At 71.4% G+C, this 12469-nt stretch carries 10 protein-coding genes; 1 reads left to right on the top strand and 9 read right to left on the bottom strand.

Features of this window, described 5'->3' with window-relative positions:
• From ACGFNF_RS24690 to ACGFNF_RS24725, 8 genes are read right to left on the bottom strand one after another with little or no spacing between them, the layout of a single operon-like run.
• The gene (locus ACGFNF_RS24690; protein WP_357578397.1) at positions 1-828 is read right to left on the bottom strand and encodes an HAD hydrolase family protein; all 828 of its coding nucleotides are present in this window, start codon (positions 826-828) and stop codon (positions 1-3) included.
• Complete coding sequence (locus ACGFNF_RS24695) at positions 821-2026, bottom strand: hypothetical protein (protein WP_393171001.1); 1206 nt, start codon at positions 2024-2026, stop codon at positions 821-823. Before ACGFNF_RS24695 ends, ACGFNF_RS24690 begins: the two co-directional genes overlap by 8 nt.
• Positions 2023-2655, bottom strand: coding sequence for a class I SAM-dependent methyltransferase (locus ACGFNF_RS24700; RefSeq protein ID WP_357578395.1), 633 nt, complete (start codon positions 2653-2655; stop codon positions 2023-2025). The genes ACGFNF_RS24695 and ACGFNF_RS24700 overlap by 4 nt, the downstream gene beginning before the upstream one ends.
• A complete protein-coding gene (locus tag ACGFNF_RS24705; RefSeq protein ID WP_357578394.1) occupies positions 2639-3754 on the bottom strand; it encodes a hypothetical protein in 1116 nt (371 codons plus the stop codon). Before ACGFNF_RS24705 ends, ACGFNF_RS24700 begins: the two co-directional genes overlap by 17 nt.
• Positions 3738-4820: a monodechloroaminopyrrolnitrin synthase PrnB family protein gene (locus tag ACGFNF_RS24710; RefSeq protein WP_357578393.1), complete on the bottom strand. Its 1083-nt coding sequence runs from the start codon at positions 4818-4820 to the stop codon at positions 3738-3740. The genes ACGFNF_RS24705 and ACGFNF_RS24710 overlap by 17 nt, the downstream gene beginning before the upstream one ends.
• Positions 4817-7198 (bottom strand): pyridoxal phosphate-dependent decarboxylase family protein, encoded by a 2382-nt coding sequence (locus tag ACGFNF_RS24715; RefSeq protein ID WP_393171004.1) that lies wholly within the window; start codon positions 7196-7198, stop codon positions 4817-4819. The genes ACGFNF_RS24710 and ACGFNF_RS24715 overlap by 4 nt, the downstream gene beginning before the upstream one ends.
• Positions 7191-8282, bottom strand: coding sequence for an NAD(P)-dependent oxidoreductase (locus ACGFNF_RS24720; protein WP_357578391.1), 1092 nt, complete (start codon positions 8280-8282; stop codon positions 7191-7193). Before ACGFNF_RS24720 ends, ACGFNF_RS24715 begins: the two co-directional genes overlap by 8 nt.
• Positions 8279-9286, bottom strand: a complete 1008-nt coding sequence (locus tag ACGFNF_RS24725; RefSeq protein ID WP_393171007.1) for an aldo/keto reductase — start codon at positions 9284-9286, stop codon at positions 8279-8281. The genes ACGFNF_RS24720 and ACGFNF_RS24725 overlap by 4 nt, the downstream gene beginning before the upstream one ends.
• 469 nt (positions 9287-9755) lie before the next feature.
• Here ACGFNF_RS24725 and ACGFNF_RS24730 point away from each other — a divergent pair, with 469 nt between their 5' ends.
• A complete protein-coding gene (locus tag ACGFNF_RS24730) occupies positions 9756-10817 on the top strand; it encodes a nucleotidyltransferase family protein (RefSeq protein ID WP_357578389.1) in 1062 nt (353 codons plus the stop codon).
• Positions 10818-10883: 66 nt separating this feature from the next.
• Here the strand turns inward: ACGFNF_RS24730 and ACGFNF_RS24735 are convergent, their stop codons facing one another.
• On the bottom strand, positions 10884-12464 hold the full coding sequence (locus tag ACGFNF_RS24735) for a hypothetical protein (protein ID WP_393171009.1): 1581 nt from the start codon (positions 12462-12464) through the stop codon (positions 10884-10886).
• Positions 12465-12469 lie beyond the last annotated feature (5 nt).

A 12469-nucleotide genomic window follows, 5' to 3' on the forward strand; every position in this document is an offset into this window, starting at 1 on the left:
TCAGTGCGCGCAATCCTCCACGACGTCGGGCCGGTCACGCCGGACGAGCGTGTCCGGGTGGAAGGCGGCCAGGAAGTCTCCGATCGGGCCCGACAGCCGCATCGTCGCGCGTGCAGCGGCGTCGGCGTGGCTGTCGGCCACCGCGACCCCGACCGCCGCACTGGCCAGCAGGCACCGGTCGTTGCGCCCGTCGCCGAACGCGATGACCCGCTTCAGGTCGGCCTCACCGGCCTGCTCGGCCAGCAACGCCGTCACAGCGGCAGTCTTGCAGGTCCCCGCAGGCCGCAGCAGCTTCGCCGCGGTGCCGGCGAACGGGATCGCCTCGACCGCACCGCCCAACAGCCCCTCGGGCAGCGGCACACGGTCCAGCACCAGCACCGAGCCGACCTGCGCCCTCCCGCCGAGCTGCGGGTCGACCTCGATGGACGATCGGGGCAGCCGGTGGGCCATCGCGAACCACGTGGACGCCCGCCGGGACGTCGCGACATAGCGGTGATCCAGCTCCGCGACCAGCTCGGTGAAACCCGCGGCGAGAAGCGTCGGCAGCACCTCGCGGGGCAGCGCGCGGCGGTACGTCGCCCGGGCGGCGGCGCGGTCGTACTCGACGTTGCCGTTGTCGAGCAGCAGGCGCGGCCCGAACAGTTCGAGGAGGTGCTCGGGTAGACCGAGCGCCTCGAACAGCACCGTCGATCGTCCCGTCACCAGCAGGAGCGTCAGACCGCGTTCACGCAGCCGGGCGAGCCCCTCGATCGTGCCGGGCATCGGCACACCGCGCTCGTCGACCAGCGTGCCGTCCAGGTCGAACGCGGCGAAGGCGAGGTCAGGCACGCAGCGTTCCGAGCGCCTCGCGGATGGCGCTGGACAGGTTCACCAGCGTGTTGCGGGTGCCGAGCTCGGCGACCAGGATCGGCAACCGCATGAGTGCCTCGAACGTCCGCCCCGCCATGGTGCCGATCTCGTCGCGGTCGCGGGTGCGGGCATGTAGCCAGTCCTCGACGAACACGTCGTCGTCCGGAGTCATCAGCTGCTCGGTGAGCACCTCGCGCGCCTGGTCCGGATCGACCCGACGCACGCTGAGCACTGCGGAGTCCTTCGTCACGCGGGGCAGCACGATGGCGGCCAGCCGCACCGAGGGGACCAGGGGGGTGCCGGTGCGCGCACGCCACTCGACGGGCAGCAGGTTCAGCTTGGAGTCTCCGCAGAAGCTCTGCCAGTCGCTGGTGACGAAGTCCGGCTGCCGGCGGGCCAGCTGCCAGCTGGTCGCGTCCTTCAGGCCCAGCGCGTGCATGGTGCCGCCGTTGATGCGGATCGGCACCGGCATGCCGCAGGCCGTCACCTGCTCTCCGTCCGCGCGGACCATGACCCGGTCGTTGGCGACGAAGGCGCAGCCGGAGACAGCGGCCAGCGCCAGGGCGGTGGTGGACTTGCCGGCACCGGAGCGGCCGACCACCACCACGTTGCCCTCCGGGGTGGCCGCGCAGGACGCGTGCAGCCCGGCCCAACCGTCGCTCTCGCCGCGCCGGTAGCCGAACTCGCGCAGGTGCCGGGCCATCGCCAGGTGGGCGTAGGGGCGCGCCGTCGTGACGAACACCAGGCCGCGCGGGGACTGCACGACGAGGTTGGTGCCGTCGATCTCGTCGGGCTCCGAGACCACGGCGCAGGTCCCGTCGGCCAGCTCATAGCGGGTCCCGGGCGCGGCCACGTGCAGATGTACGGCTCGTCGCCGGACCGCCTGCGCCGCGTAGTGCTCGACCAGCCGTGCGAAGCACGCGTCGGAGACGGCGAGGTTCACGGCGGCCAGCGAACAGGGCGAGAAGTCGTCGGGTAGGTGCTCCCAGATGTCGTTCGCCGGGGTGAACAGGTCGTGCAGGTAGGTGATGGCTCGCGGGTCGGCGCTGCTCACCGCGATCCGTGTCTGGCCCAGCCGGACGGTCCCGGCGCGTACGCCGAGCCGTGCGGCCAGCGCGTGCGGATTGGCCAGCTCGGCCGGATCGGTGTCGAGGAGGGTCGCTTCGCTCTGGATCATCGGGTCCCCGTCGGTCGCAGGACGGCCCGCCAGACTGAGCGCTGGCCGGGGTCGGCATCGTGGAGGTATTCGAACGGGCCGTCGACGAACTCGAATCCGGCGGTACGGCAGAGCGCGGCGATCCGCTCCGGCGGCAGCAGCGTCATCACCTGTCCGTTGGGGAGCCGGTGCCGGTCGTCGGCGAGCGGGGTGAGCCGGTGGTCCAGATGCGCCGCGCTGAACAGGTTCAGCGACACCACGCCGGCGGTGGCGACGACCCGGCCCAGCTCGCCGATGGCCGCGGAGACCTGTTCCGGCCGGGGCAGGTTGTGCAGGACCCCGTGACACACCACGACCGCGGCCTGCGCGGTGGCCACCGGCAGCGCAGCGACGTCCGCCTGGCAGAAGGCGGCACCGGGGGCGACGCCCTGTGCGCGCAGCACCATCTCGGCGTGCAGGTCGAGTCCGACGACCCGGTAGCCCCGTTCGGCCAGCAGCGGCAGGTTCCGCCCACCACCGCAGCCGACGTCGAGCGCCACCGCGCCGGGGTCGCCCTGCGGCACGATGTCGGCCAGGTATCCCGGCGGCGACGCCGTGGCGAACGCCGTCACCACGTCCGGCCGGTTCCAGTAGTCACCCGTCGCGCGCATGGCGCTTCACCGTGCACTCGTCGATCAGGTAGCCCTGGTCCCACGGCATCGCGCGGAACGTGGTGAGGCCCGCGGCTTCGAAGCCGGCCGCGACGGCGTCGGGCTGCTCGGTGAGAGCGAAGAAGAGCGGCCCGACCGAGGACAGGCTGAGCACGGCGGCCTGTCCCGACTCGAACAGTTGCCGCACCTGCGCCGCGTACTCCAGCAGCCGGGGGTGCGAGAAGGCGCAGTTGCGGATGCTGCCCATCTCGAACCGGTAGTCGAAGACGAGCTGCCCGAGGGTGCGCGGAGTGCCGGTGACCAGGTCGGGCCAGCACTCGTGCAGCAACCGGTAGGCGATCTGCGGCGCGTACCGACGGCCGGTCTCCAGGAACCCGTCGAAGTTCTCCGCCTCGGCGCGAAGACTCTCCGAGGCGTCCCAGCTGCGCAGGTCCGGCGGTACGGCGAGCACGATCGTGTGCCCGGCCGGCGCGGGGGCGGCCAGCAGCGCGACGGCGTTTCCGGAGACCACCTGGATCGCGCCGGGTACCAGACCGGCGGCGGCCGAGCCGCCGATGCACTGGACCGGCATGATCTCGTCGTCGTTGCCGTCGATCTCCTCGCCGTGGTTGTCGACCAGCAGCCGCATCAGCGTCCGGTGGTCCAGCGGCCGACCGCACAGTTCGTTGATCGCCGCCGCCACGGCCGAGAGGACGGCGCTGCTGCTGCCGAGACCGACGTGTGGAGGCAGCGGGTGCGAGCGGATCGTGATCCGCATTCCGCCGGTGAGGCCCAGGACCTGGCGCATCAGCAGCGCGGCGTGGCGCCCCAGGACCGGCCGGGCACTGTCGGCGGTGATCTCGACGCCGTCGCCGGACGCCGTGCCCTGGACCTCGACGCTCGTGAAGAGGTCGGTGACGAAGACCAGTTCACCGGCGGGGTAGGAGCCGGCGCCGGGCAGCACCTTGCTCGGGTCCAGTGCCATCGCGTTGAGCCGGTTCGGGTAGCGCAGGCGCACCCGGCCCTCGATTCCGGCGACGGGTGGCACGGGCGGGACTGCGCCGCGCACCGAACCCACCCGTACGGGGGCGAAGCCCGCCACACTACCGGTCGCGGTCATCGGCGCTTCCTCTCCGCTGTCGGGGCAACGGCAGCGTCACCGCGGCCTTGGACGTGGTGATCTCGATGAGGTGGTCGAGAGCCTCGACGGTGTAGCCGCCGCTGCCCAGCGAGCCTTCGGCCCGGATCGCCATGTTGGCCCGGGCCACCTGGCGGTGGGGGTAGCGGAAGCGCAGGATGCGCTTGAGCAGCGCGGCGTACTCCGCGCGCACCCGGGGCGACTCGAGCAGGCAGCGCAGCAGCGGCGAGTTGCCGCTGCGGTACGCCAGGAGCGTGTCGTCGCACACCGCCCGGTGGGTGGGCGGCAGGTAGAGCACGTTCTCCACGAGGTAGTCGTCGTGCCACGCGCCGAGCTGCCCCGGTTCGCTCGGCGCGAGCAGGAGCACGTCGAGGACGAGCAGTGGCATCTGGGCGCCGCCGGGACCCATGTAGGCCTTCCCGCCGATGTCCATCGTCGGGAAGTAGGGCCGGAGCCGGTTCGAGAAGTAGTCGGGGGTGATCGTCCGCTGGACCGTACGCAGGTTCTTGCGCAGGACCTCGACCCCGTCGTGCACCTGGCCGAGTGCGGCGAGGAGCACGTCGTCGTCGAGGTCGGCGCGGTCGCGGCAGGCGGCCAGGTCGTCGACGGCCAGGTTCAGTGCCTGGGTCGCGGCGACGACCGAGTCGATGAACACGTGCTCTTCGTCGCTGAGCAGGAAGCCGCGGCGGCGGGGGCCGACCGGGTTGCGCGTGGTGTAGCTGTACACGGTGTCGCGGGGGACCTCGTCGGCGACGGCGGCCAGGCGTAGGAGTGTCGGCTCGATGCCGTGCAGGTCGGCGTCCGGATCGTGCCGGACGAGTGAGGCGGCGAGGAAGCCCAGGTCGCGCAGGGCGGCTCGGGCCGTGTGGACGTCAGTCGTATCGAAGTCGGCGCTGAGGTCGGCCAGCGCGTCGACCATCCACGCCGTGTCGGCGCGCTCGTTGGCGGCGGGCAGTTCGGCGAGGACGTCGTCGGCGCGCAGCGGGTCCATCGCGGCCACGGCGAGGTCGTCGGCGTTCTGGTCGGCGCCGATGAAGGAAGTGGTCATGCCGCGACCCCGACCGCGGTGGCCAGGACCGTGCCGGTTCCGCCGTCCGTGCTCCGTACCGCCGCGTGCGCCCGGATCAGGTCGGCGCCGTGATCGGCGACGGCGACGACGTCGTCGACCCGTAGCCGTTCCGGTTCGGAGACGTCGAAGACGGGCAGGAGGCGGGCCATGCGCTGGCCCACGCCGGTGTCGACCGCCATCCGGGTACGCCGTCCGGCAGGCAGCGACGCGGTGGTCACGACAAGCTCGCCGGCGCTCCCGGACACGTCGGGTACGCAGCGGCCGACCAGGCCCGACCGGGCGACCAGCGCGTCCGCCGTCGACGCGGCGACCAGGTCGGACAACCGCCAGGCGTCCTGCGACCGGGCGCCCACCACGACCGTGCACTCGATGTCGAAGAAGCGGTTCGGGAACCGCTGGTACTCCTGCCGTAGCAGGTGTGTCCGCCGGGGCAGCAGCGGATCGCCGCTGACCCGGAGCATGTCCAACCGGGCCGGGCGGTCGTCGTCGGCGAGTTCGACGGTGCACTCGAACGACGTGTCGATGGAGAAGGAGTACTCGTCGCTGTGGGCGCGCCGCCGGAAGCCACGCGCGCTCTTACCGAGCTTCACCACGACGCGGTCCCGGAAACACTGGATCTCGTCGGTGAACTCGCCCTCGCCGAACTTGTACTCCAGCGACCGGAACTCGCCCGTGCTCTCCAGGTTCATCAGCACCCGCTCGCCGGGTTCACCGGTGCCGACGCAGAAGTGCACGCCCCCGACCAGGGACAGCTTCTGCTGCGACCGGTCGAGCACTTCGACGTAGTAGTCGGCGGTCCGTACGCCGAACAGCTCGTTGCCGAACGGGTCGGCGAGATCCGGGGCGTAGACGTGCGCCTGGCGACCCGTCGCGGTCTCGCCCCAGTCACGCACCTGGAGGGGTTCGCCGGTGGCGGAGCGGTGCAGGAAGGTGTGGAACGAGTACCCGGGCTCGTCCGGATCGCGGCGGCCCGGCGGGTGCACGATGTAGTGCCGGAAGCAGTCGGTGTCGGCGGCGATGTCACGCAACTGCTCCGGCACACCGGCGTCGGCCTTCCCGCGCCCGGGCCTGGCACGCGCGGCCCTGGCCTGCGCGACCGCCTCGGACAAGCCGGTGGCGAATCGGGCGATCTGCTCGTCGGTGAGACTGTGTCCGGCGTAGAAGTGGTGGTAGCTGCGGCGTCCGCCCTGCGGCGCGGGCGCGCTTACCGCGAGGAGCCGGTAGCGCTCGGTGAATTCCTTCGGCAGCAGCCCGTCCGGTGTGGAGAAGCCGGCCACGACGACAGGTGAGGCGGGTGCCGGCCGGATCTCCGCCTCCGGGTCGGCGGCCCGGATCGCGTCGGCGATCAGGTCCCGGCGACGCAGGCACTCCTGGATCGCCGCGGTGAAACCGGAGTGGCCGAGGCCGAAGATGGTGGCCCACAGGGCGGCGGCCGCGGCGCCGGGGCGGGACCCGGTCAGGGTCGAGTCGACGATTCCGGTGACCGGGCTCGCCTCGGTGACGTGTCCCAGCAGGCCCTTGCGTACGAGCAGCACCCCGCACGAGTACGGCAGCAGCCCCGACTTGTGCGGGTCCAGGGCCATCGCGTGCACGCCGACGTTGCGGAAGTCGAAGGCCAGCGCGGGATCGCTGAACGGGAAGATGAAGCCGCCGTGGGCCGCGTCGACGTAGCAGAAGAACCGCACCTGATCGGCGAGCTGCACCGCGCGGCGCCGCAGCAGCGCGGCCAGCTGGTCGACCGGGTCGCACAGGCCGCTGTTGTAGTAGCCGGCCGTCAGCGCCACGATGATGCCGGTCGCGCCGGCGGCGATCGCCGCCTCGACGGCCTGCGCCAGCTGTTCCGGCTCGATGACCCAGCTCGGGCCGGGTGCGATCGTGCGCAGGTCGAGGCCGAGGACCTCGGCGGCCTTGGTGACGGAGTGGTGGGCGTACTCGCTGGTGATGAGGGTGACCCGCGACGACGCGTCGGCCCGGACGGCGTTGCGTCCGATCCGCAGTCCCTGGAGCACCGCCTCGGTCGCGCCCGAGGTGATGTAGCCGTCGGCCGAGTCGGCGTGCAGCAGGCCGGCGAGGCCCAGCAGAGCTTCGCGTTCGAGCCGCCGGGTGCCGGCGCGCCCGGCGCCGAAGGGGGTGTGCACTCCGACGTTGTTGCTGTTGAGGGCCAGGAACCGGGTCCAGGCGGAGAGGGCCACCTCGTGCGGAGCCGACATGGCGAAGCCGAGCCGGGTCACCGTGGGATCGTCCCAACCGGTCGTCTCCGCGTACGCGCGGTCGAGGCCGGCGGTCAGCTCGCCCGGGCTCAGCCCGGCGGCCGGGAACGTGTCGCTGATCGTCCAGCCGTTCTCCAGGTCACCCACCGGTACCGTCCTTGCCGTGCCGGGCGGCCGGCGTTCGGCCGAGCCGGACCTGCAGTCGCTGGGGTGTCAGCGGGTGCCGCGGCTGTTCGCCCGCCAGCACGCGCAGGATGTCGTCGGCGACGATGTCGGCGACCGCGATGTTGGCGTCCCTGGTTCGCCCCGCGATGTGCGGCAGGTGGACCACGTTGTGCCTGCCGATCAGGGGATCGCCCTCCGGCAGCGGTTCGACGTCGTACACGTCCGCGGCCCAGGCCAGTTCGTCGGCGAGTACCCGCTCCCGCAGTGCCGCGGCATCGATCGCGGCGGCTCGGGTGATGGTCACGACGAGCGCGCCCTGCCGCAGGGCGAAGACGTGGTCGCGGTCGACCACGCCGGTGACGCTGGGGGTGTCCGGTGCCGCGACGACGAGGATCTCGGAGTCCCGCACCAGCCGGTCGAGGTCCACCGACTCCGCCGAGACCTCGGCGAAGCGCTGCGGGGAGCGGTACGGGTCGTACGCCAGCACGGTCGCGCCGAGCATGGCGCACCAGCTGGCGATGCGACCGCCGATCTCGCCGACCCCGATGATGCCGACGGTCTTGCCCGCCACGGTGCCGTTGGCGAAGCGCGGGTCGTCGCAGAACTGCACGTACGGGTAGTCCCAGGGCCGGAAGCCGGTGATGACCTCGTGGTGCCACTGCGGGATGCGACGCAACCCGCACAGGATCAGGCTCAGCCCGCACTCGGCGACCGACTGACCCCAGCCGGGAGTTCCCTCGACGAACGGGATGCCCGCGTCCCACAACGCGTCCATGGCCTCGATCCCGCAGGTGTCGGTTTCGCTGGCCACCACCTTCAGCCGGGTCGCGGCGGCGATCATGTCATGGGTGAGCTCGCCCCCGAACAGGGCGACCGCGTCGACGTCGGCCCAGTCGACGGCGGCGAGGTCGCTTTCGCGTACGTCGACGTAGCGGATGTCGCAGGTCGGGGACAGGCGTTCTTCCAGCCGCTCGCGCAGGAACGCCCAGAATTCCGAGAGCAGACCGTCGTCGGTCAGCAGCACGACGGGTCGGCGGGAGGTGAGGTCGTTCATGCCCTGGCTCAAGATTCCTCGCTGTCACGTGTGCCGCGATGGCCCTGCTCGATGGTCCGGAACCACAGGCTGCTGCCGGGGGCGACGATCGCGTCGACCGCCTGACGGGCCTGTGCGTCGACGGTGGTCGCTGTCGCCTTGAGCGCGAGCGTGAGTTGGTCGAGGGTCCGGGGACCGATGATGGTGCTGGTCACGTCGCTGCTGCCGGACAGCCACGAGTGGGCGAACTCGGGCAGCGACTGCCCGTGCTCGGCGGCGAGGTCCAGCAGCGCGGCCAGGGCACGCTGCACCGGCTCCCAGACCGTGCCGCGCGGTGACCACCATTCGGTGAAGCGGGCGTCGGCGGGCGGCTCCCCGAGGAACCGTTCGCTGAGGTAACCCATCGCCAGCGGGCTGTAGGCGACGAAGCCGACGCCGTACTCGCGGCAGATGGGGAGGATGTCCCGCTCCACCTCGCGTTCGAGCAGGTTGTAGGGCGACTGCTCGGCGATCGGGCCGGGCGTGCCGAGCGAGCCGCGTGCCAGCACGGCCATCTCGACCAGACGCCAGGTCGGCACCACGCCGAGGCCGGGCTGCTCGGCCATCTCCTCCGGGCTCGGCATCGTGGACGTGCCGATGTAGCGGACCTTCCCCTCCCGCACGAGGTCCGCCAGGGCGCCGAGGGTCTCCTCGACGGGCGTCCGTAGGTCGTGCCGGTGCAGGTGGAAGATGTCGATGTGGTTGACGCCCAGGCGGCGCAGGGACCGCTCACACTCGCGCTTGACGGCGTACGCGGAGTTGCCCCAGTCGTTGGGGCCCGGGCCGACCTCGTTGTAGCACTTGGTGGCGATCAGGACGTCGTCGCGGCGGTGACGGATCGCCTTGCCGAGGATCTGCTCGCTGCGGCCGTCCTGGTAGGCGTTGGCGGTGTCGACGAGGTTGACGCCGGCGTCGAGAGCCGTGTGGATGATCTCCTCTGCCGCGGCCTCGTCGGTCGGACCGCCGAAGTTGAAGGTACCCAGAGTAACCGTGGACACACGCAAGCCGCTGCGGCCCAGTTGATGGAACTCCATCCACGCCCCCTGCTGTCTCCACCGAACCCAGCGGCCCTTGTGCCGCTGACGGTTATAGTGATCAAGATCGGAGCGAGAGTCCACTAATCAGCTGAACGATCGCCGGGCAGCAGTTGAGCGCTGGTCAACCCTCCTGCCGGCCCGGGCCCCACGCCAGCGCCCCACCCAGCGGCGGAACGCGTCCCGTCGGCGGCGACGCCCTTGCACGCGGCCGGCCGACAGGCAGGTGAAACGCTTCCCGGGGACCGTTAAGCTTTGCCGCCCGCCCAGGGTGAGCTTCACGCAGAGTTATCTCGTGGCCACTGCGGACGGATGTCGAGTCAAGCGCCGTGCCATGCCGGGGCACCGTCGAGAAGGAGGCCGAATGGCCGGGTTGTCAGCCGAATCGGAGTTGTTGCTCCTGCTCAGCAGGCAGCATGTGACGGATACGCAGATGGCTCGTGTGCGCACGATCATCGGTCAGGACGCGCCGCGCCTGGACTGGGGGCACTTCGCCGTCCAGGCCGCCAGGCACCGCGTCGCCCCCCTCGTGGGCTGGCATCTCTGGCGCCTGTTGACCACCGAGAGGGTCGCGGGCATCGATTCTCCCGTCGTGCTGCTCCTGTACTCCGCCTACCGGGACACGCACCGTGCCAACGAGCTCATGCTGGCTGAGGTCCGGGCGATCAGCGACGCCGCGGCGGACCAGGGCATCACGGTGCTCATGCGCAAGGGCGGCCATCTGGCCTTCGCGGTCTACCAGGAGCCGGGGACGCGGCCGATGGGTGACCTGGACGTCCTCGTCACCAGGGAGGAGGCGACGACCCTGGTCAAGGTGCTCGAGGGACTCGGTTATGTGGAAGGCAACCCGACGCGGGTCGACATCGTCCCGCTGAGCAAGCGGGAGCGGGCCTTCTGGCGGCTGTACGGCAGTGACCTGCCCAAGATGAACAAGTTCGGCGAGTTCCACCGGCCGATCGTCAGCATCGACATCAACGTCTCGTTGGCGCTGCCCGGCAAGGGCTACGACGTTCCGGTAGGTGCCGTCCTGGCGCACGCCGGCCGGCACCGGTACGGGGACGCCTCGTTCCTCGTGCCGTCCCCGGAGGACGCGGTCATCGACCTCGCCGCCCACATCTACAAGACGTCGACGACCCTGCGGTTCATGAACCGCGGCAAGCACCGGCAGTTGCTCAAGTACGTCGACATCGCCGAGGTCGTGCGCCGTGCCGGCGGAGACCTCTCGTGGGACCTGTTGCTCGAGCGGGTGGACGAGTACGCGGTGGCCGGACCCGTCTTCTACGGGCTCGCGCACCTGCGGATGCTCTACCCGGACGTCGTCCCCGCGGACGCCCTGGCCGCCCTGCGGCAACGGTGCCCGGAGCCGGAGCGCCTGCTCAACGAGTACGGCCAGTGGGACCTGCCGGAGCCGCGCGCCTGGCAGCAGGACTTCCTCACCCGGTTCTTCGACCCGGACGCCGACCGCGACCTGCCGGCCTCGAAGTCACTCGTGTGACGACAGGAGGCGCTTGGGCGATGCCGCCCAGGCGCCTCCTGCCTCGCGAGCGACGCGAGGACCGGCCTACCGTTCGGTCTTCCCGGACAGCACCGGCGTGCCCACCCGCCAGGAGCGGAGCATGCGCAGGAACATCAGCCACGGGCCGGTGGCGCTGACGAAGGGCGCGGCGACGAACGTCGCCACGAGCGTCAGCCGCGGACGTATCCCGGTCAACCAGCTGACGGAGCGGTCCTGGCGGTCGATTCCGCCCAGTCGCGGCAGCAGCGCCAGCAGCAGGACGGCGGTGACGGGATACGCCACCACACCGGCGCCGACGGCGAGCACGGTCCACCAGCCGCCCCCCATCGCCGTGATCACCAGCCCGGCGGGGATGAGCAGCACTCCGGCGAACCAGATGGCGATGTCGAACAGCTCCTTCGCCACCAGCAGCCACTTGCCCGGCCGGCTGACCGGTGACGGGTAGGGGCGTACGTGGTCCAGTTCCCGGGCGACCCCCAGGCTGCCGTAGCAGACGTTGGCCCACCCGTTCATCATCGACCTGGTCTGGTAGTAGGGCTCGGTCAGGTTGAAGCTCGGCACCAACGCCTGTTCGACGCCGAGCAGCGAGGCACGGTGCCCGACCGGCTCCTGCATCTCCGGGAACGGGCCGAGCTCGCGCCACGCGCCGAGATGGACGAACGTCCCCGAGCCGATCGCGTAGATCATCGGGCGGAACGGCGCGGCGAGCAGTCGCACCAGGCGCGGGCTGCGGCGCAACAGGTCGTTCTGGAGTATCCGCCCGACCTCGACGCCCAGGCCACGCCGCAGCCAGTACAGCACCTGTCCGCGCATCAGGGCGCCGTCGGCACCGGGGGCGAAGGGAGCCCGGAACCGCAGCGGCAGCTGCACCTGGTGCAGCAGCGCCGGCGGGCGGCGGCCCGCGGCGACCGCCGCACGCACCAGGTCTCCCACCGCCACGAACGTCTCCCCGTGGGCCACCGCGTCGAAGTCGTAGACGGCCAGGTAGACGCTGTCCGGGTCGACGCCCGGCAACAGCTCGGGTAGCAGCTCCACCGCGTAGTTGAGCTGGGAACCCTTGCGCCCGTCGGTGTGGGGGAAGTGGACGTGGCACGAGCGGTGCGTACCGGGCCTGCCGTTCAACTCGGCGGTGATCTGCCGGCACAGCTCCTCGGTGGTGGGCGTCGCGTCGAAGGCGCGGCGCAGCACGCCGGGCCACTCGTCCGGTGACGTCCGCTCCAGCTCGTCGAGGGTGGCGGCGATCACCGACGGCGCGAGCACCTTCTCCAGCGCCCGCTCCCGGCTGCCACGCCTGGCCAGACCGTGTAGTTCGGTGACCACGGCGGGCAGGGCCGCCTCCTGGGCGGCACGTTCGGCCGTCTCGCGTTCGCTCGTGATGGCGACCGATATCAACGTCCCGGGATATCGCGCGGTGGCGAACGATTCCAGCGTCTCGCGCACCAGTCGCTGCTCGCGCAGGGCCGGCAGCATGACCACGATGACGGGAAGGTCCGCGGGGGCCTTGGCCGGCGCCGCAGGGCGGTCGCGGACCGCCCGTGCCGCCACGATGATCCAAACGAGTACCCAGACCGCGTGCGCGGCGAACAGGATCGCCACGACGCGGCCCAGCACGGTGATCGTCTGCAAGATGG

It is taken from the genome of Micromonospora sp. NPDC048868 (genome assembly GCF_043198195.1).
Taxonomy (GTDB): Bacteria; Actinomycetota; Actinomycetes; order Mycobacteriales; family Micromonosporaceae; genus Micromonospora; species Micromonospora reichwaldensis.